This is a genomic window from Nesterenkonia pannonica (assembly GCF_019575955.1).
Lineage (GTDB): Bacteria > Actinomycetota > Actinomycetes > Actinomycetales > Micrococcaceae > Nesterenkonia > Nesterenkonia pannonica.
Genome location: NZ_CP080575.1, coordinates 1754415 through 1771068, shown reverse-complemented (window position 1 = coordinate 1771068; position 16654 = coordinate 1754415). Strand labels below are relative to the sequence as shown.

Annotated in this window: 33 protein-coding genes; 31 read left to right on the top strand and 2 right to left on the bottom strand. The window is 62.2% G+C overall.

What is annotated here, in order from left to right; genetic code table 11:
- Positions 1-364: 364 nt before the first annotated feature.
- Positions 365-664, bottom strand: coding sequence for a helix-turn-helix domain-containing protein (locus K0H76_RS12745; RefSeq protein ID WP_258933246.1), 300 nt, complete (start codon positions 662-664; stop codon positions 365-367).
- A 1174-nt stretch (positions 665-1838) separates the two neighbouring features.
- Here K0H76_RS12745 and K0H76_RS12740 point away from each other — a divergent pair.
- The 22 genes from K0H76_RS12740 to K0H76_RS12635 all read left to right on the top strand — a co-directional run bounded on the left by K0H76_RS12740 (position 1839) and on the right by K0H76_RS12635 (position 11390).
- Positions 1839-2084: a helix-turn-helix domain-containing protein gene (locus K0H76_RS12740; RefSeq protein WP_258933245.1), complete on the top strand. Its 246-nt coding sequence runs from the start codon at positions 1839-1841 to the stop codon at positions 2082-2084.
- 93 nt (positions 2085-2177) lie between these two features.
- Complete coding sequence (locus K0H76_RS12735) at positions 2178-2441, top strand: hypothetical protein (protein WP_258933244.1); 264 nt, start codon at positions 2178-2180, stop codon at positions 2439-2441.
- Positions 2442-2704: 263 nt separating this feature from the next.
- The gene (locus tag K0H76_RS12730; protein ID WP_258933243.1) at positions 2705-3118 is read left to right on the top strand and encodes a hypothetical protein; all 414 of its coding nucleotides are present in this window, start codon (positions 2705-2707) and stop codon (positions 3116-3118) included.
- A 195-nt stretch (positions 3119-3313) separates the two neighbouring features.
- Positions 3314-3511, top strand: a complete 198-nt coding sequence (locus K0H76_RS12725) for a hypothetical protein (protein WP_258933242.1) — start codon at positions 3314-3316, stop codon at positions 3509-3511.
- A 145-nt stretch (positions 3512-3656) separates the two neighbouring features.
- Positions 3657-3971, top strand: coding sequence for a hypothetical protein (locus K0H76_RS12720; RefSeq protein WP_258933241.1), 315 nt, complete (start codon positions 3657-3659; stop codon positions 3969-3971).
- On the top strand, positions 3968-4114 hold the full coding sequence (locus K0H76_RS12715; RefSeq protein ID WP_258933240.1) for a hypothetical protein: 147 nt from the start codon (positions 3968-3970) through the stop codon (positions 4112-4114). The genes K0H76_RS12720 and K0H76_RS12715 overlap by 4 nt, the downstream gene beginning before the upstream one ends.
- 167 nt (positions 4115-4281) lie before the next feature.
- Entirely contained in the window at positions 4282-4521 is a 240-nt protein-coding gene (locus K0H76_RS12710) for a pentapeptide repeat-containing protein (protein WP_258935407.1), read from the top strand.
- Entirely contained in the window at positions 4518-4670 is a 153-nt protein-coding gene (locus K0H76_RS12705; protein ID WP_258933239.1) for a hypothetical protein, read from the top strand. The genes K0H76_RS12710 and K0H76_RS12705 overlap by 4 nt, the downstream gene beginning before the upstream one ends.
- Positions 4667-4936: a hypothetical protein gene (locus tag K0H76_RS12700; protein ID WP_258933238.1), complete on the top strand. Its 270-nt coding sequence runs from the start codon at positions 4667-4669 to the stop codon at positions 4934-4936. Before K0H76_RS12705 ends, K0H76_RS12700 begins: the two co-directional genes overlap by 4 nt.
- Complete coding sequence (locus K0H76_RS12695; RefSeq protein WP_258933237.1) at positions 4933-5292, top strand: hypothetical protein; 360 nt, start codon at positions 4933-4935, stop codon at positions 5290-5292. The genes K0H76_RS12700 and K0H76_RS12695 overlap by 4 nt, the downstream gene beginning before the upstream one ends.
- Before the next feature lie 197 nt (positions 5293-5489).
- The gene (locus K0H76_RS12690) at positions 5490-5747 is read left to right on the top strand and encodes a hypothetical protein (RefSeq protein ID WP_258933236.1); all 258 of its coding nucleotides are present in this window, start codon (positions 5490-5492) and stop codon (positions 5745-5747) included.
- On the top strand, positions 5744-6091 hold the full coding sequence (locus K0H76_RS12685) for a hypothetical protein (RefSeq protein WP_258933235.1): 348 nt from the start codon (positions 5744-5746) through the stop codon (positions 6089-6091). The genes K0H76_RS12690 and K0H76_RS12685 overlap by 4 nt, the downstream gene beginning before the upstream one ends.
- A gap of 180 nt (positions 6092-6271) precedes the next feature.
- Positions 6272-7045: a recombinase RecT gene (locus tag K0H76_RS12680; RefSeq protein ID WP_258933234.1), complete on the top strand. Its 774-nt coding sequence runs from the start codon at positions 6272-6274 to the stop codon at positions 7043-7045.
- Positions 7046-7058: 13 nt separating this feature from the next.
- Positions 7059-7673: a hypothetical protein gene (locus K0H76_RS12675; RefSeq protein WP_258933233.1), complete on the top strand. Its 615-nt coding sequence runs from the start codon at positions 7059-7061 to the stop codon at positions 7671-7673.
- A 251-nt stretch (positions 7674-7924) separates the two neighbouring features.
- The gene (locus K0H76_RS12670) at positions 7925-8074 is read left to right on the top strand and encodes a hypothetical protein (protein ID WP_258933232.1); all 150 of its coding nucleotides are present in this window, start codon (positions 7925-7927) and stop codon (positions 8072-8074) included.
- A 117-nt stretch (positions 8075-8191) separates the two neighbouring features.
- Complete coding sequence (locus tag K0H76_RS12665) at positions 8192-8404, top strand: hypothetical protein (protein ID WP_258933231.1); 213 nt, start codon at positions 8192-8194, stop codon at positions 8402-8404.
- Positions 8401-8763: a hypothetical protein gene (locus tag K0H76_RS12660; protein WP_258933230.1), complete on the top strand. Its 363-nt coding sequence runs from the start codon at positions 8401-8403 to the stop codon at positions 8761-8763. The genes K0H76_RS12665 and K0H76_RS12660 overlap by 4 nt, the downstream gene beginning before the upstream one ends.
- Positions 8764-8765: 2 nt before the next feature.
- Positions 8766-9263: a single-stranded DNA-binding protein gene (locus K0H76_RS12655; RefSeq protein ID WP_258933229.1), complete on the top strand. Its 498-nt coding sequence runs from the start codon at positions 8766-8768 to the stop codon at positions 9261-9263.
- 668 nt (positions 9264-9931) lie between these two features.
- Entirely contained in the window at positions 9932-10054 is a 123-nt protein-coding gene (locus tag K0H76_RS12650) for a hypothetical protein (RefSeq protein ID WP_258933228.1), read from the top strand.
- 484 nt (positions 10055-10538) lie between these two features.
- Positions 10539-10793, top strand: coding sequence for a hypothetical protein (locus K0H76_RS12645; protein WP_258933227.1), 255 nt, complete (start codon positions 10539-10541; stop codon positions 10791-10793).
- On the top strand, positions 10790-10960 hold the full coding sequence (locus K0H76_RS12640; protein ID WP_258933226.1) for a hypothetical protein: 171 nt from the start codon (positions 10790-10792) through the stop codon (positions 10958-10960). The genes K0H76_RS12645 and K0H76_RS12640 overlap by 4 nt, the downstream gene beginning before the upstream one ends.
- Before the next feature lie 112 nt (positions 10961-11072).
- Positions 11073-11390: a hypothetical protein gene (locus K0H76_RS12635; RefSeq protein WP_258933225.1), complete on the top strand. Its 318-nt coding sequence runs from the start codon at positions 11073-11075 to the stop codon at positions 11388-11390.
- 232 nt (positions 11391-11622) lie between these two features.
- On the opposite strand, the gene K0H76_RS12630 is transcribed toward K0H76_RS12635, so the two are convergent.
- Positions 11623-11898: a hypothetical protein gene (locus tag K0H76_RS12630; protein WP_258933224.1), complete on the bottom strand. Its 276-nt coding sequence runs from the start codon at positions 11896-11898 to the stop codon at positions 11623-11625.
- 361 nt (positions 11899-12259) lie between these two features.
- Here K0H76_RS12630 and K0H76_RS12625 point away from each other — a divergent pair, with 361 nt between their 5' ends.
- From K0H76_RS12625 to K0H76_RS12585, 9 genes are all read left to right on the top strand, one after another.
- On the top strand, positions 12260-12604 hold the full coding sequence (locus tag K0H76_RS12625) for a hypothetical protein (protein WP_258933223.1): 345 nt from the start codon (positions 12260-12262) through the stop codon (positions 12602-12604).
- Between the two features lie 47 nt (positions 12605-12651).
- The gene (locus K0H76_RS12620) at positions 12652-12948 is read left to right on the top strand and encodes a hypothetical protein (protein WP_258933222.1); all 297 of its coding nucleotides are present in this window, start codon (positions 12652-12654) and stop codon (positions 12946-12948) included.
- A 102-nt stretch (positions 12949-13050) separates the two neighbouring features.
- Positions 13051-13734 (top strand): hypothetical protein, encoded by a 684-nt coding sequence (locus tag K0H76_RS12615; protein ID WP_258933221.1) that lies wholly within the window; start codon positions 13051-13053, stop codon positions 13732-13734.
- Positions 13731-13913, top strand: a complete 183-nt coding sequence (locus K0H76_RS12610) for a hypothetical protein (RefSeq protein ID WP_258933220.1) — start codon at positions 13731-13733, stop codon at positions 13911-13913. The genes K0H76_RS12615 and K0H76_RS12610 overlap by 4 nt, the downstream gene beginning before the upstream one ends.
- A complete protein-coding gene (locus K0H76_RS12605) occupies positions 13906-14109 on the top strand; it encodes a hypothetical protein (protein ID WP_258933219.1) in 204 nt (67 codons plus the stop codon). Before K0H76_RS12610 ends, K0H76_RS12605 begins: the two co-directional genes overlap by 8 nt.
- Complete coding sequence (locus K0H76_RS12600) at positions 14102-14482, top strand: hypothetical protein (protein ID WP_258933218.1); 381 nt, start codon at positions 14102-14104, stop codon at positions 14480-14482. Before K0H76_RS12605 ends, K0H76_RS12600 begins: the two co-directional genes overlap by 8 nt.
- On the top strand, positions 14479-14712 hold the full coding sequence (locus K0H76_RS12595) for a hypothetical protein (protein WP_258933217.1): 234 nt from the start codon (positions 14479-14481) through the stop codon (positions 14710-14712). The genes K0H76_RS12600 and K0H76_RS12595 overlap by 4 nt, the downstream gene beginning before the upstream one ends.
- A gap of 76 nt (positions 14713-14788) precedes the next feature.
- Positions 14789-15514 (top strand): hypothetical protein, encoded by a 726-nt coding sequence (locus tag K0H76_RS12590; protein ID WP_258933216.1) that lies wholly within the window; start codon positions 14789-14791, stop codon positions 15512-15514.
- A 245-nt stretch (positions 15515-15759) separates the two neighbouring features.
- Complete coding sequence (locus tag K0H76_RS12585) at positions 15760-16107, top strand: HNH endonuclease (protein WP_258933215.1); 348 nt, start codon at positions 15760-15762, stop codon at positions 16105-16107.
- The last annotated feature ends 547 nt before the right edge of the window (positions 16108-16654 follow it).

The following is a 16654-nucleotide window of genomic DNA, read 5'->3' as shown; positions in this document are numbered from 1 at the left end:
GTGGACCGGGCCGATTCATGGCCCAGAGAACCAGGATGATCACGGCAAGGCCAGCGACCACGATTAGTGGGGCAACAACTGCTGTCTTCTTCATGGCGTATTCCTTCACTGTGGTGTTCATGCTGCAATCTTCATGCCGTGGCGGCTGAGTACATATCCGATGATGGCTTTCGGGTGCTGGTGGCCTTCCCACATGCTCGGCACTGCCAATTGCGCAACGTGGTCACTGAGCCATCCGGGGACGTGGGTGTCGAGCCATTCCGTGAGGGTGTCCAGGTCGTCGAATCGGGTCCAATCTCTGACATTCGGTCGAATCACCTGCGCCGTCGATTGCGAAGCAAGTGACGCCGCGTCAGCGGAATGATCAATAGGACCTGATGAAGGACTTGATGGGGAGTAGTAGTGACTCCCCTTCCAGCGTCACCATGACTCCCCTTGGAATCACTATGACTCCCCTTTGTGGGGTGGTCAGCTGGTAGACCGTCGCGGCACCCTTGAAGCGTGCGTTGCCGCCAGCCTCTTCAACCATGATCCATCCTGACTCTTCGAGGGCTTTCAGGTGGCGACGGAGATTCTTTATATGGATGCCGGTATTAGCAGCTAGGCGCTCTTTGCCAGGGTGTGCGTTGGACCCATTGCTGTCCGTGTAGCTGGCGATAGCCATGAGCACGCGGAAGTCTGCGTGGGAGAGTTCCTGGGAGGCGCGTGCGGCCTGCTTATACCAATCGAGCTTAGACCGGGGCGCAGTGCTTCGGTTCACCATGTGCTGTCACCGCCCATGTCAGTGCCTCGCTGTACGCTCGAACAAAGATTCGAACCTGAGGGGGTATAGAAGATGTGTGACAGAGGTGGAAGCGGTGGAGTGAAGACCATTGCGGATGTGGTGCACCTTGCTCGCTTACTGGAGCTTGAGCCCGCCGACATCATTGCTCGTCTCGCTTCTGAGCACGAGTCATAAGCTCATGCGGTGCGAGCCCGAGCTGCAGGCTCAGTCGCATGTAGACATCGATCGGCATAGCGCGCGTGCCAAACAGGTAGCGGGACAGCGCCTCCCGTGAGATTCCTGCGGCCGCCGCGAGCTTGCCCTGCGTAAGGCCCTGTGCGGCCATCTCTGCGCGAATCTCTGCGCTAAGCGCCATCTCTAAGCTCGTTGGTTCGTGTCCCATGCGTACACAATATGTGACCGAACTGATAACGCGCAAGTCCAAAACGTCTCGACGTGTGACCAAATGGCCGCGCGAAGTGCTTGCATGATCACATATGGCCCGGTACTGTGTCCATATGGACGCACAGCAGACAGCAGGCGAAGCCATCGCCCACAACATCGAGAAGTACATCGCCGCACGCGGATCCAGCCGGACTCACGTGTTCCAGAGCGCAGGAATGTCTCGCCAGAGCTTCGAGCGCTCCATGAAGGGCACGCGCCCTTTCACCATCGCTGAACTCATCGGCGTCGCCCGTGCCGTAGGCGTCAACGTTGCCGCACTATTCCCCGTGAGTGGGCAGATGAGCTCAAGGAAGCGGCATGAGCACCGTCGCAACGATGACGCCGACTACGGATGTCAATCTCACTGGACCAATGGCGCTGCCAGACGCCAAGGCCGCATGGCTGACCGACGCAGCGCTCGCTATCGACTCCCTGTGTGTGCGCTACCACCGCACCGGCCAGGCATTCACTGCGGACGACGTACACCAGATGATCGGCGAGCCCGAGCATGGCAACTGGTGGGGATCGCATTCGCCAGCGCTCGCCGTCGCCGCCTCATTGAGTGTGTCGGCATCACCGCAGCTCGCTCCAAGTCCCGCAATGGCGGGTCGCTCAAGGTTTGGAAAGCCGCATGACATCCCGCAACTACCTCTCAGTGGCGGATGTAGCGACCATTATCGGCTTCAAGCCCAAGACGATCCGCAGCTGGTGCTCCCAGGGTCGATTCCCTAACGCCCGGAAGTTCCCCGACGACAAGCCGCGCTCGGAGTGGCGCATCCCAGAGAAGGACGTGGCCGACTTCAAGGCGAAGAAGGCCGTCGAGTCACCGCAACGCATGAGCCGGAAGAAACGCGAAGAGCTGCTATCCCGGCTGTGACCCCCCATTCCCTTACCCGCTCAACTTTGGCACCTCAGCGGGTGGTGCCCCGGACTCCTGGAATAGGAGACGGTGAGTTAGGAGAAGCCTGTCGTGATCACAGCAACGAAAGAGCGTACCCGGTTTGATATCGAGGATGCGCGAGACGTGTTCGACCACCTGCATGAGCTGACCAACCATTTCGACCGGGTGCAGCTGATGTGTGAGCACTTGCCTGACTGGAGGCCGGACAGGGTTGAGCGCGCCATGCCCCATTTTCTGGGGCTGAGTGCAGACCGGCTGATCCGGGCAATCCAGTACACCGATCCAACCGGCGAGCGTGCGGCCCGGAACGTGGACAAGGAGCGTGCGGCGTGACTCAGCACAATCATCGTGAACATGTCCCCGGCTGTTTCCGGTGCGACCTGAGCCGGGAGGAGTACAGGGAGTACATGGAGTCAACGCCGGACACCAGAGAAGTCCGGGACGAGATTGAGAGGACCACCGATGAGACCTGAGCGGATGAACTTTGAAGCAGCATGCCTAGAGATCGAAATGTACGCAGACGAAGCCACGGAAGAGGGCGCGATGGTTGACCCGAAGGACATCTATTACGCCCTCAAGAGCAACGGAGTACGGGCATGACGACCACTGACCGGATGGAACGAGTGCGGGAGAAGGCGGAGGAGCACGTAAGCCGCCACTATGAAGACCTGTCCCACCACGCGAGGACGGCAGGTAGGAGCTTCGTCGCTGGCGCTGACGCATACCGCACCCTGACCGATCTTGAGTGGGTGGTGGCACAGGAGGAGGCTGCGGAGGCGTCCTATATGTCCACCGGCTCTGCTCTGCCGTGGGCGCTCGCAAGCAAGCCTGCCAAGCAGGAGTTCAGACGCCGAGCCGACGCCGCGATGCGCGCCCTGGGCTTCCTGCGAGAGGGGAGTGATGGGGTTTCATCTGCCGAGGCCCGGCTATGGAAGTCGTGCGTGATGAGCCTGATAGGGAAATGCGCTGGTGCTTTACGTGCCGCAAGCGAAGAGAATTCCGCTTCGTGATGCGAGCACCAACAGAGCCGTCCTACTACGGGCCTGACTGGAACGTTCAGTGTGGAGAATGTCGGACGGTTGACTCTGACCTATTCCCTGGGGTTTTCCGCGAATACGAGTGACCACCTAACCCGCCCCCACTACTCAACCTGCCCTGGCCTATGGTCGGGGTTTTTATGCCCGAAAACGACGAGAGGAACCCTGATGACTGTCCGTGCATCAGCCGAGATGGTGGCTGATACCCGTTGGCCTAACCCTGCGAACAAGTCTGAGCGTGAGGCGTTCATGAAGGGCCGCACCGTGACCCGCACTGAGTATGTGCAGGCGGCCCGGAACTGTGCGCTGAGCACCCGTGAGGTGCGCGCCGTGCTTGAGCAGCTGGGAATACAGGTGACGCCATGAGTGACCCGCGATCCGGTCAGCTATCACCGAAGCAGGCACAGCGTATCTGGCGGCTACACCGCGACCAGGAGCACGACGAGTTGCGCAAAGAATTAGCCGCGCTCTCACCATCATGGGGTGCCCTGACAGCAAGAGAGTCCGCCCCATGACCCAACCGAACCTTGACATGCTGCCGTTCGAGGTGGACGGCACGAAGTATTTCCCGACCCGTACGGCTGTGCGTCACGCCGAGGAACTGTCCGTGCCGACCTCCGATTTCTCTGGCGTGGTGGTCGCGGGCAGCTGGGAGGCGGCGCGCAACCCTGGCATGTTCCGTGTCCACGCCTGGGATCTGACGCTGATCCTGGCTCCTCGTGCGCAGGGTTGGGCGATCTGCGGGCTACAACGCAGCGACCAGAAACGCGCCGCCATCACCCTGAGCGATGAGGACACGGCACTGTTGGCCTGGCTTGAGTCGTGATCATCCTGGCCCACTGTGCGGCCTGCGACGCCGACGTTTACCTGCCCGTATCGACAGCGCGTGCCCAAGTGCACGCCTACCAGAACCGCAACTACTGCCCCGGCCATGCGCCGAAGGAGAACGAATATGAGTACCAAGAGTGAGCTGATCGAAGCTTTGACCTCTGCCAACGCTAGAGGGAGAGGCCTTCAGCACCATCCGCCGACCTGCGGGAAGCCTACCTGCAGGGAGCCCACCTGCGGGGAGCCGACCTGCGGAGATCCGATCTGCAGGAGCCGATCTGCAGAGATCCGATCTGCGGAGAGCCGATCTGCGGGGAGCTGATCTGTGGGGAGCCAATCTGCGGGGAGCCGATCTGTGGAGAGCTAATCTGCGGAGAGCCGATCTGCGGGAAGCCAATCTGCAGGGAGCCGATCTGCGGAGAGCCATATGGGACGGGATGTCAACGCTGAATCTACCGTCAGGAATTTACTACTCGTGCCGACCAGCGAAGGCTGGCACATGCGTATTGGTTGCTGGTCAGGCTCACCGGACGACCTGGCCGAGATGATCGCCAAGGATGAGGGCTGGCCCGAAGCTAAGGGCAACGAAATCACGCGCCGCAGACCCTACCTGGAGGCCGCACTGGCCCTGTGCCGCGTGCACATGGCTGATCACCCATCAGTCATCAGCGACCTGGCTGAGAGGTGGGGCAAATGAACACCCCGACTATCAGTGACGAGCTGTCCTGGGCGCTCGACGACGGTGACCACGACGACGAGCTGAGGAACCGTGCGCACCACGAGGCCGAGGACCAGCTGAGCACCGCGCTCGACCACCTGAAAACCTCCATCCATATGCACCGCGAGATGGCCTACGACGAAGCGGCCCTACGCCTCGAGGACATGCAGTGCGTCATCAGCGAAGTGCTCACCACCATCGGGCAACTATACGAACACCAGACCAGAAACGGAGAGCGACCATGACCAACGCACGCGAACGACTCGAAGCTGAATCGCGTTGTCCATTCTTCGCGAAAGCTCCAGAGGCGCGCAGGCCCCGCGAAGACGGCTACAGATGCGGACATGATGCCGGTCATCCAGGCAACCATGAACTCTACAAAGCAGACGGAGAGGGAGTCCTCTACGCAGGTGGCTGGGTTCGTGGTGAAGGGCGACAGCTGAGGACTAGCCCGCAGCTCCACGCCGAGCAGTTGGCGACGGCGGAGTACCCCATCGAGGAGCACATGAGCATCGCCCAGCGGACGCGGCAGATCGGTCTCCGTCGCGCGTTCATGCTCGGCTATGCGTCCTCACAGAAAGGGGTATTCGATGACGAGTAGCCGCCCACGCTTCGACCCTGACAACGCACTCCTATGGGCAGTCAGTATCGCAATGCCCGTCCTCGCCATCACCCTCGCCCCAGTAATCACGGTGAGCGTATGAGCCGGTTCATCAGCCCACCACCAGCCGTATGCAGCCGCCACGGCTCCTACTGGGACCACTACTGCGAACTGTGCCCCGACGACGAGGAGGATGAATGAGTCTCCAACCATGTGACGCGTGCGGTGAGCTGTACGCGTCACGCTCGAACAATAGTAAGTACTGCGCTAACCGGTGCCGCCGCGCCAACCAGGCCAGGCAGCAGGCGGCCTACCGCGAAAAGGAGCGCGCCGGATTCCCCGACGAGACCGCGCAAATCCAGCAGTCCAAAGACGCGCTCGCCGCCTGGCAGAAACGCATGAGCCGCGACGCACAGAAGCTCGCACGACGACACAGAAGGAGAGTCCCCGCATGACCATCGAAGAAGAGTTGGCGGAAGAACGCCGCATCATCAACGCCGCAGTAGTGGATGGTCCTTTGGATTCAAGAGATGCTGGAGAGAGCAGTATTGGCGGCGCGAGAGTTTATGAGCCCTCGGGCTACCCGCTGCCTGGGTGCTTCAATTGCGGAGAGAATGACGCGGTTTATGAGGCCGGGGACGCCGAGCGCATTGCTCACTCCTGGAACGCCCTGCCTTTGAGGAACGCTCAGTTACAAGCCGTGCTGGTGACGATGGATGAGTTTGACGCAGAGTACCCAGACGGTGGCACTGCAGCAGTCCAGCGCCTTCGCCGCGCCATTGAGGACGCCGCCCCATGACCCGCCACGAACGCATCCACGCGACCCTCACAGCCCTCGTCATCACGACGGGGATTTCTTATTCGCACACACCGGCAACACGGACGGGCTCATCGTGCTCGGCGCTGTCGTCGCCCTCATAGGCGGATGGTGCCTGGTGGCGCGTCATGAAGCTAAGCACCAACACCGAAAGGTCGCACCATGACTGAACTAATCAAACCCACGGCCATGAGCCTGGACGAGAAGATGCGGTACGCCGGAGCGCTCGCAGAATCCGGCCTTGTGCCCAAGCAGTACCAGCGCCAGCCTCCCAACGTCCTGGTCGCCGTCGAATACGGCGAAGCCCTAGGACTGCACCCGATGGCCGCGCTCCGAGAGATCAACGTCATCAACGGCAGCCCCTCACTCTCAGCCACCCTCATGATGTCCCTCGCCCGTGGTGCCGGGCACAAGGTGCGCACCCACGGCGACGACAGTGCGGCGTCCTGCACCATCGTCCGCAAAGACGACCAGGACTACGAGCACACCGTGCACTGGGACCGCTCGATGGCCGAGCAACACGGCCTCTGGGGCAAAGGCCACTGGCAGAAGAACCCCGCCCTGATGCTCAAGTACCGCGCAATCTCCGAGTGCGTGCGCATGGCCTGCCCCGAAGTCCTTGCTGGCGTGAAGTACACCCCGAGGAGCTCGAGGACATGGGGAGAAGCCCGACACCCAGCCTGCACCAGCGTTCCAGCAACAGTTCCAAGAGGAGCCTCACTCCACCCCACCACAGGAGCCCGCCGACCCGTGGCAGACCCCATCGGCCAGAACATCGCCGCCGCATGGGACGACCTGGAAAAGCTCGGCAAGATCTTCCGCTCCCTGGGCGAGGACCACCCCTGTACGCCCAAGTCAACGAGCGCGGCCAACAGTTGCGCACCCAAGAGGCGGCACACCAGAACGTCCAGGACACCTTGGACGCCGAGATCGTAGAAGAGGAGCAGTCATGACAGAGCTGACCGAATACCAGAAGTACGTGGGCTGGGACGCCCTGGCGAAGTTCGCCGCCGACCGAGCTAAAGAGATCAAGGCCGACATCCAGTCTCAGATGCTGGCCGACTACGCGGACGCGGGCATCAGTAAGCGGACCGTGAAGCACCCACTCCGTGAGGACGAGACGGTCGCGAGCATTACCGTGCCGGAGTCGAAGGCGACCACACAGGTGACCAGCAGTGCCGACCTGATCGCGTGGGCACAGGAGAACCGGCCCGCCCTGGTGGAGACCGTCACAGTGTTGAAAGACCATGCCGTGAAGAGCTTGGCTGCCGAGCTGGCGAAGATGGACGACGGTGCCCTGGCCGACCCGGAGACCGGCGAGGAGGTTCCCGGCCTGCGGCATGTGAAGGCCGCACCAAATCACGTGAGGATCACCTACTCAGGCGGCAAGGATCGGCAGGCGCAGATCGTATCTGAGGCGCTCGCTGGGACACTCCCGCTGCTCGACCCACCAAAGGGGAGCAGTCATGACAGCGCCAGCTATTGCCCGCACGGACTGGGATGTCATCGCCGCGCACCTGATGCGCCTGGACAAGCCCGCCCGCGACACGTCGTCGGCGCTTGAGTCTCTATGGGAGGTTGCGCGACTGGCACAGGAGAGCCTCGACTTCCAGTTGGACCTCCTCGAAGACACATTCAAGGCAGACGGCCGCTCACCAAGCGATGAGCTCTGGGCGCTCCTCGACCAGATCAGGCTGGCTCACCATGGCCGACCAGTGCGCCCATAGGTTCTGTGACCGGACACCCTGGCGCCGGGAACTGTGCACCCGCCACTATCGGCAACTGCTGCGCTCCCGGCCCGCCACACGGGAGCCAGTGAACCCGCACCCCTGCCAGCACTACGGGTGCCGCAACCCCGCCGCCTACCGAGTGAAGTGGCCCCACCGCACAGAGCACATCTGCAAACCCCACATCGTCACGGTCGCCACACTGCGCGACCTCACCATCGAAAGGATCAAGACATGAGCAAGCCACAGAAGTTCCGAAAGAAGCCCGTCGAGATTGAAGCCATGCGCTTCGAGGGAAACAATGCCCGGAGTCACGACGTGTACCTCTGGATAGAAGAGAACACGGGCGGCTCGTATGACTACAGAGACACCGATGAGTTTGGCTAAGCGCATCGTTCCCAACTCTGGCCTGACCATCGATCCAGCGACTGGTCAGATGCTCATTGCCACGCTCGAAGGTGAGATGCGAGCTGGCGTCGGGGACTGGATCATTCGTGGCGTCCAGGGCGAGTTCTACCCGATCAAGCCCGACATCTTCGAAGCCACCTACGAGGAGGTGGCCGCATGAGCAGCATCCGAGAGCTACAAGAGCGCGCCTACCAGCAGTCCGCAGACAAGGGTTTCCACGACAACGAGCCGACCGAGGGTCGCGCACTGCTCAGCCTCAACGCCGAGCGGATCGCACTCATGCACTCCGAGCTATCCGAGGCGCTGGAGGAGCTGCGAGTAGGGAACCATGTCGCGGCCACGTACTACTACACCGAAAAGCCTGAAAAGCCCGAAGGTGTCCCTTCCGAGATGGCAGATGTGGTGATTCGCGTCCTCGACTTCTGTGGCGCCAACGGCATCGACCTCGAATCCATCATCACAGAGAAGCTCGACTACAACGCCAGCCGCACCCCAATGCACGGCGGAAAGAAGTTCTAACCATGAGCCAGAACGAAACCATCATCACCGTCGTTGGCAACCTCACCGCTGACCCGGAGCTGCGCTTCACCCCCAGCGGTGCCGCCGTCTCCAACTTCGTCATAGCGTCCACGCCCCGCCACTTCGACCGGCAGGCCAACGAGTTCAAGGACGGCGAGACCCTGTTCATGCGGTGCACCATCTGGCGCGAGGCCGCGGAGAACGCCGCCGAGTCACTCACTAGGGGCACCCGTGTGGTCGCCCAAGGTCGCCTGCGCGCCCGGTCCTACCAGGACAAGGAAGGCAACAACCGCACCTCCTGGGAACTTGAGGTCGATGAGGTAGGCCCATCGCTGCGGTTCGCCACCGCGCAGGTCAACCGCTCACCGAAGAGCGGTGGAAATACTCAGCCGCAGTCCAGCGGCTCCGGCGGAGGCCAGCCTACCAGCAGTAACCCGTGGGGCGGACAGTCCGCCGGGGACGGCTGGGACACGCCCCGCGCTGAGGAGCCTCCCTTCTGACCCGACGCAGCACCACCAAGCCTCGCCCACATGGGCGGGCTTTCTTGTGCCCCTAGGCCACTTCCCCGGCCTGGGGGCACGCTCATTCTTAGGAGACCACATGAAGCACGCCGAGCTATTCGCCTAAGCTACGGGGCCTTTCCTCGCCGTCGAAGCCGCATTCGGCGCCGAGCTCGCATGGTACGCAGAGTTCGACCCCGCCCCATCGGCCATCATGGCGCGCCACTGGCCGGACGCGCCGAATCATCACGACGTGACCAGCATCGACTGGTCGACCGTCGAGTCCGTCGACATCATCAGCGGCGGATCGCCCTGCCAGGACGTCTCTGCAGCCGGGCGGCACGCCGGAATGAGCGAGGGCACCCGGTCAAACCTGTGGGTCGCCATGCGCGAAGCCATAGCCACCATCAAGCCGACGTATGTCGTCTGGGAGAACGTGAGAGGAGCGCACAGTGCCAAAGCGCATAGCGAAGTGGAATCCGAGCAGGGATTGCTGGGAGGAGCCGCACGAACCTATCTTCGGGCAACCGGACGTGTTCTCGGAGACCTTTCCAATCTCGGGTATGACGCGGAATGGAGAACTGTCCCTGCGTCCTCAGTCGGAGCACCCCACCGAAGAGAGCGAGTTTTCGTCCTCGCCTGGCGCCGAGACGCCCCTGCTGAGAACCGTGTCGGCGGCGGAAATGGAGGGCGGAATGGTTCACCCGGAGCGGGCCGCAGAGCGCGGGCGACAGGTGCAACTGGCGGACCAGATGGTCTACATGGTGGCGCCGGAGCAGCTCAAGAGGTAGAGCTGCTGCCGACGCCACAGGCCAACGTGGCCAGCAACGGCGGATCACAGCACCCGGATAAGCGCAGGAAGGGTGGCCACAGCGTGAGCATTCAGGACGTGGCCGAGCACCTACTGCCCACACCCAAGTTTGCGACGCCGACTTCGGACTGCCCAGAACGACCGGGCGACCCGCCGAGAAGTCGACGCACCTGGCGACCCGCCTGCATTACACCGACTTCGGCACCTACACGGCGGCGGTCCAGCGCTGGGAAAGCGTATTGGGGCGTCCAGCGCCATCGCCGACTGAGCTGTCCCCACGCGGCAAGCATCGCCTGTCTGAGCACTTCACTGAGTGGATGATGGGCCTTCCTGCTGGCTGGATCTGCGACACCGAGGGCATCACCCGGAACGACAAGATCAAAGCCGCTTAACGGGGTCGTGCCCCAGCAGGCGGCCGCCGCACTGGCCGACATGATCACCCACCTTCCACGCCAGGAGAACCCATGAAGCAAAACCAGAACCGCCAACCCCTCAAGGTCACGATCTACGCCACCGACGACGCGTACCACGACGGATACGCGCTGCGGAAGACGTTCAACGGGACCATCGCCGGGGTCTACTCACTCAACGACCTACGACTCACCCTCAGCCAGAACGGATTCCTCGAAGTCCTGGCCGAAGACGGCAGGCCCGGCTTCTGCAACGCGGCGCACATCGCCGCAGTGGTGCCAGACCCGGCGCACGAGGAGGCGGGATGAGCAACTATGACAACCTCCACCATTGCCGAGCCTCGATCGACAACGCGGAGGTGGAGCTACAGCAGGCGCGCGCCTACCTCGACGGCGTCAGCGCTGACGCGGGGAGTTACCCGCAGTCATCACCCCGACGCGGTTCGAGGCCGCATACCGAGGTCTGTCGAAGGTGATGGGTCACGGTCACGACTACTACGACCAGTGGACACCAGCGTCCCAGGCGGCACTGCGCAAGCACACCAGGGCCGTGCTCGAAGGAGCTGGCTTCCAAGTTCAGGAGGCCGCGTGATCTTCCACGTCCAAGCGACCTTCACCCGCCACATCATCGCCACCCTCGAATACTTCCCCGCGTTCGACGGGTGGACCATCAGCCCACAGCACTGCGACCTGACCCGACGCAAACAGCCGCGAGACGGCTACAGGTTCGCCGCACCAGGGGAGTCCGTCGCCGTGCACCGGGAATCACTGCACGCGGCACTGCTGCGGCTCAGAGCAAGTGGTGAGCACACCATCAGCATCAGGGGCCTGCAGTACTTGCGCAGGCTGAAGCACGAGCCAGTGTTGGGGCCGCAGAATATGGAAAGGAGCACGCATGGGAGCTAAGCGCAGAGACCTGTTCATCAGACTGTCTCTCGACTACGCAGACCACCCGAAGATCGCAGCCCTGAGCGACGGTGCTTTCAGGGCTCACGTGGAGATGATCCTGTACGCACGCCGGTATAAGACGGACGGGCAAATTGCCAAGCAAATTGCTAAGCGTTGGCCAAGCGAGTGCTTAGACGAGCTTCAAGCAAACGATGAGCGCGCCCCATCACTGGTCAAGAACGACGACGGCTCATACCAGCTCCACGGCTACGACGAGATGCAGGAGACTAGGGCAGAGATTGAAGCAAAAGCCCAGGTCAGAGCCGAAGCAGGCCGGAAAGGAGGGGAGAAGCGAGCCAAGCAATTTGCTAAGCAAACGCCAAGCAAACGGGGTAGCAAAAATCAAGCAGAGGTAGAGACAGAGGTAGAGGAAGAATATAAAGACACGTCCGAAGTCGCTGACGCGCCGACGGACACGACGCGAGGCGTCAATGACCGCGACGACGTTGAAGAGCTCCTCGCTCACCTCGACCAGCAGATCTTGCTCTACGACCCAGAGGCGAAGACCCCATCCCGCACTAAAGTGAATCGGGACGCAGCGCGGCTGCTCCTGGATCGTGACGGCCGGACAGTCGAGCAGGTCAAGGCAGCGATCGAGTACGCACAGGCCTCCGAGTTCTGGAGAGCCAACATCAGGTCCATGTCGAAGCTCAGGAGAAGTACGAGACCCTGCGGGCTCAGGCGCAGCGACCATCGGGGCCACCACCATCCGCCGCTGACCGTGCCGTCCAGCGCGGAAAGGAGCGCCACGACCGCATGGCGGACTTCAAGCCACTGTCCTGGGATGACGTGCTCAGACAACAGCCACAGATCGAAGGAGGATCATCGTGACCCCGCAGGAGGCGTCCGCGCTGCTGGTGTACGCACGCCAGCACGATCACCTGGTGGTGGACACCGACGCGCAGGCCCACACCTGGGCGACCCACCTGGAGCATGTGCCGGTCTCGGCTGGGCGGCTGATCGTCTCGGACTACTACGGCAGGCACAGCGACCCGGACCGACGGAAGCCCATCGACGCTTCCGTCATACGAAAGTTGTACTCATCGAAAGCCCGCGAGGTCGACGCCCGGTCACGGGCACTGGATCCACCGTCACCAAAGCCGCGCACCGGGCCACCACCGCACATCAAGGCCAAGCTCGACGCATTCCGCGCCAAGCACGCCAAGAAGTGAGCCCCCGCCGACACCGGGGCATTTTTATACCACGAAGGAGAACAGTGATGTTGAAGCTCGGAAACCTGACCGTCCGTGAGTTTGCAGAGGCAGTGAACGCAGACTTCACAGACGAGGAGCTGGAGTTTCTCGAACGACACCGCAGCGACGAGACCCGCCTGGAAAGTGCGGACCAGTTCCACATCTACAAAGACCCGTGCATCAGCATCCACATCGGGGCTGAGGCCGCGTCGGGTGCAGTGCTCCAAACCTTCGTTGCCGCGAATGCCCGTCGCACCTTCTCGCAAGAGGTTAGCTTCCACGCAGAGAAGGCCCTCCCGTCCCGTAGCAACCCAGACCCATAACCACCCACCCGACCCGCACGAGGCCGGGAGAAACGCACACAGCAACGAATAGCCCACAGCACCCAGGCGCACGCCGGGTGCTTCTTTCGTAAGGAGAGAACCTTGAAGGTTTCAGATGAAGTTGCACAGCTTGAAGAGCAGCTCGAGACGAAAGAGCGCCGGATCAACCACCTCGACCACCTGTGCGACATGATGCACGGCCGCGCGCTCTCCGCCGAAGCGGAACTCGGCTGGCTTCAAGAAGCGCGCCAGGCCACCGTCCCACGCGTGATCACGGCCGACGAGTTGCGCGAAGGGCAGTGGGTAGCCATGCATGGCCCGGCCTTCATCGAGGGCGTCGTGTTCCTCGCTGGGAGGGTCACTGCAATAAACGCCGAATTCGCCTATGTCAACGATGGAATCCGGGAAGACCACATGGACTCAGGCGGCGATTGCACCATCGTCCTCCTCGCCGACGCACCAGCCGAGCAGCAGGAGGCACATGCAAAGGAACCTGACACGTCACCAGGACATGCAAAGAATGAGGCCGAAACTTGCAACGTCAAGGAACCCGCCACCGCTGAGACGATCCGGGCGAGTGAGGCGGGGAGCGTGTGGAAGCGCGGCACGATGATTCGGCCCTACGAGTGGACTGGCGAAAAGCTCGTCATGCAGTTGGCACGGGAGGGCCTGGGGCGTCATGACCAACTCGACCAGGTAGACCACGAAGGCGATTGGACCCGCACCGACGCCCCACCCCGCGGCGACTACGGAAAGCGGAACTTCCCACGGAGCCGGGAAGTGTGATCCTGGTGACGGAAGTGGACGGCACTAAATTGCGGAATCCTCAACTGGCCTCACTCCAGGGGCTGTATTGGGAAACCCTAGATGGTGACGACTTCCACCAGGTCAATACGCGCTACTCATACCTGGATTCAGAAGAGATAACCGGCTGGGAGCCCGCGAAGGTGGTCATCGATGAGTGAGCGCCGCGTCATCCACAGCCCTGAGGAGCTGGACGCCCTGCCGAAATGGTCGGTCGTCATCGAACCGGGCGGCTGGGCCTGGCAGAAAAGCGACCACGGCCACTGGTACAAGCACGGCTTCCACGGCATCAGCAGCCGGAAACTCCTGCACGCCGTTGACGGTCCACTCCGACACCTGGGAGGCCGCGATGAGTGAGCCAACTCAGACGCTCTACATCCCGAAGCTATACGAGTGGATGAACGCGAACCAGATGCGCAAATGGCACTGGTCGAAACGCTCGAAGCTCAACCGCCTGTGGCGGCACGACGCCCACCGGATCGCACGCTCCGAGCAGCTGCGGCCCCTGCAACGGGCGCACATCCTCATCGAGGTCCACAAGACCACCAATGCCCGCTACGACCCTGGCAACCTGCACCCCACGGCCAAAGCTATCGTGGACGGACTCATCGACTACGGCCTGCTGCCCGACGACGACGCGTTGCACCTCGATGGTCCCGACATCCGGCCCGGTGAGAAGGAATGCAGGCCAGGGTTCACGATCACCATCACACCACTGGAGGCCACTTGAGGATCTACAACGCACTCTGCTCGTACCTCGAAGCGCGCGCAGACTACTTCCGCCGACCCGACCCCGAACCACCAGAACCACAGCCAGAAGGCGCGATGGCCCAGGTGGAGCACGCCGGGCAATACGAGCGCGGCGAACTCGACCAGGACGCACCCCACCGTGACCAGTCAGAGATATTCGAGGACCAGGCCCACCGACGACGACCGCCGCCCATCGGGTTCGGCCCCTGACCCCACCCGCACCACCACGCAGCCCGCCCACCGAGGCGGGCATTTTCATGCCCACTCCAGAGCTTCAGGAGGACCAGTGACACCAGGCCCAACACTCGACACTTGCACCTACTGCCAGGGCCAGACGGCCACCGGCATCTACCTCTGCAAACTGTGCGTCACCCGACTCGAAGAAGTGCTCAACCTCATCGAAGACGCACTCGAAGTCGCCGACGACACCATCGCCAAACAAGACCGCATGGGCGCATCCGTCGCAAGCGGCACCACCGACTCACCCGCACCCCTCAACCTCGACACCATGGAGAAACGCCGCGCACTCTGGGACGCGCTCGTCAGCAACGCCCGTGAGGTGCTCGAGCACGACGACAACGACGACCTGCGAGGTGTCGCACCGTTGACCTACCTGCGGCTCAGCACCGATCTCATCGCACGGCAAGACTTCGCCGCGAGATGCTGGAGACGCTGGACAAGGCCAGTCAGAAGCTATGGCGCGCCGTCGACCGCAGACCCGACGTCATCTCACTCGGCCAATGCGGCGCCGTCCACGAAGACATCCCATGCCCCGGCGTACTCCGCGCCCACAAGGGTGAAGAGGAGACCCGCTGCAGGATCTGCGGCCGCACCGAAAACGTGGAAGAGCTCCAACGGGAACGGGCGGCGAGCGCATGGGAATACTTCGCCCCACTCGCCGACGTTGTCCGGTTCGTCCGACAATCCGGGCACCTCGTCAACGCCCGATCAGCGCGACGCTGGGCAGAGAGAGGCGAGATGCCAGTGCTGCGCTACCGTGAAGACGGCGTGAAGCTCTACTCACCCGGACAAGTCGTCGACGCCCACCAGCGAATGCAGGACAAGCGAGGCAGGCCCGCGAACGTGGCGTGACAAAGACGAAAAAGTGACCTAGAATAAGACGTAATGTCGCTAGCAGTGACAGGAACACTTCCAAGCCCTAGCCGATCCGGTTGGGGCTTTTCTCGTATCCAAAACAAGTTGCCCCGCGTTGCGCTAACAACCGGGGCTTGAGCAAACCTGAGAAAGCAGGATGCTATGACGACGATATCAGTTCCCCGCGCCATTCTCCGCGACTTCTACCAGGGCTTCATCGCCACCGAAGGATGCTGGGAGTGGGGTGGACTGAGGGACGCCAACGGTTATGGCTACATAAGACGGCGAATTGACGGCTCAAGACACTTCTATCTCACTCATAGGCTCTCAGCGCTCTTGCTGAGGTCAGAGGAGATAGAAGGTCGAGTCGTCGATCACCTCTGCCACAACCCGCCTTGCATGAACCCTGACCACCTGCGCGCCACCACTCACGACGAGAACATGTGGAACAGGAAGGGCGCATCGAGTCATAGCAAAACTGGCATCAGGGGCGTCTACTTCGACCCGTAAACGGCACCTACCGAGTGCAGGTGCGATACAAGGCAGACGTACCGCAAGCGGCACAACAGCATCATCGATGCTGAGGCGGATGCAATCGACGCAAGGCAACGCCTAGCCGCGGCGTACTGAAAGTCCCATGCCCAGATCCCTTCCCTGGACCTGGGCGGCGCGTGACGGTCCACCCAATGAGGTGCCGAGTTCAAGTCTCGGGCGCGCACACCACCCCGCGGCACGCTCAAAGGAGAGCACCCATGGCTGACCCAGACCAATGCTCATCCGACTGCTGCGATGGACTCGGTTGGCCCGCGTGCTTCCGCGGGTACAGCTTCATGGGGATTGTGATTGACATGCCCGCGTTCGACGAGGGGTAGACAGCCACCCCAACACCAGGGGCGAACATGGCCCCGCAAAGTAGGGGCCGACAATGCCCCCAACATAGGGGCGGCACTAAGGGGCCACGCATGCGGGGTGCACACAAGGGACACCAAGTGCACCCCCACACCACACACCCCACCCCGCACGGAGGCGCACATGGCAGCACGCGTCTGCTCCACCC

Coding starts and splice junctions, on each gene's coding strand:
- K0H76_RS12745 (WP_258933246.1), bottom strand. CDS start 664: ATGGCTATCGCCAGCTACACGGACAGCAATGGGTCCAACGCACACCCT.
- K0H76_RS12740 (WP_258933245.1), top strand. CDS start 1,839: ATGACATCCCGCAACTACCTCTCAGTGGCGGATGTAGCGACCATTATC.
- K0H76_RS12730 (WP_258933243.1), top strand. CDS start 2,705: ATGACGACCACTGACCGGATGGAACGAGTGCGGGAGAAGGCGGAGGAG.
- K0H76_RS12725 (WP_258933242.1), top strand. CDS start 3,314: ATGACTGTCCGTGCATCAGCCGAGATGGTGGCTGATACCCGTTGGCCT.
- K0H76_RS12720 (WP_258933241.1), top strand. CDS start 3,657: ATGACCCAACCGAACCTTGACATGCTGCCGTTCGAGGTGGACGGCACG.
- K0H76_RS12705 (WP_258933239.1), top strand. CDS start 4,518: ATGATCGCCAAGGATGAGGGCTGGCCCGAAGCTAAGGGCAACGAAATC.
- K0H76_RS12700 (WP_258933238.1), top strand. CDS start 4,667: ATGAACACCCCGACTATCAGTGACGAGCTGTCCTGGGCGCTCGACGAC.
- K0H76_RS12695 (WP_258933237.1), top strand. CDS start 4,933: ATGACCAACGCACGCGAACGACTCGAAGCTGAATCGCGTTGTCCATTC.
- K0H76_RS12690 (WP_258933236.1), top strand. CDS start 5,490: ATGAGTCTCCAACCATGTGACGCGTGCGGTGAGCTGTACGCGTCACGC.
- K0H76_RS12685 (WP_258933235.1), top strand. CDS start 5,744: ATGACCATCGAAGAAGAGTTGGCGGAAGAACGCCGCATCATCAACGCC.
- K0H76_RS12680 (WP_258933234.1), top strand. CDS start 6,272: ATGACTGAACTAATCAAACCCACGGCCATGAGCCTGGACGAGAAGATG.
- K0H76_RS12675 (WP_258933233.1), top strand. CDS start 7,059: ATGACAGAGCTGACCGAATACCAGAAGTACGTGGGCTGGGACGCCCTG.
- K0H76_RS12665 (WP_258933231.1), top strand. CDS start 8,192: ATGACTACAGAGACACCGATGAGTTTGGCTAAGCGCATCGTTCCCAAC.
- K0H76_RS12660 (WP_258933230.1), top strand. CDS start 8,401: ATGAGCAGCATCCGAGAGCTACAAGAGCGCGCCTACCAGCAGTCCGCA.
- K0H76_RS12655 (WP_258933229.1), top strand. CDS start 8,766: ATGAGCCAGAACGAAACCATCATCACCGTCGTTGGCAACCTCACCGCT.
- K0H76_RS12645 (WP_258933227.1), top strand. CDS start 10,539: ATGAAGCAAAACCAGAACCGCCAACCCCTCAAGGTCACGATCTACGCC.
- K0H76_RS12640 (WP_258933226.1), top strand. CDS start 10,790: ATGAGCAACTATGACAACCTCCACCATTGCCGAGCCTCGATCGACAAC.
- K0H76_RS12620 (WP_258933222.1), top strand. CDS start 12,652: ATGTTGAAGCTCGGAAACCTGACCGTCCGTGAGTTTGCAGAGGCAGTG.
- K0H76_RS12605 (WP_258933219.1), top strand. CDS start 13,906: ATGAGTGAGCGCCGCGTCATCCACAGCCCTGAGGAGCTGGACGCCCTG.
- K0H76_RS12600 (WP_258933218.1), top strand. CDS start 14,102: ATGAGTGAGCCAACTCAGACGCTCTACATCCCGAAGCTATACGAGTGG.
- K0H76_RS12585 (WP_258933215.1), top strand. CDS start 15,760: ATGACGACGATATCAGTTCCCCGCGCCATTCTCCGCGACTTCTACCAG.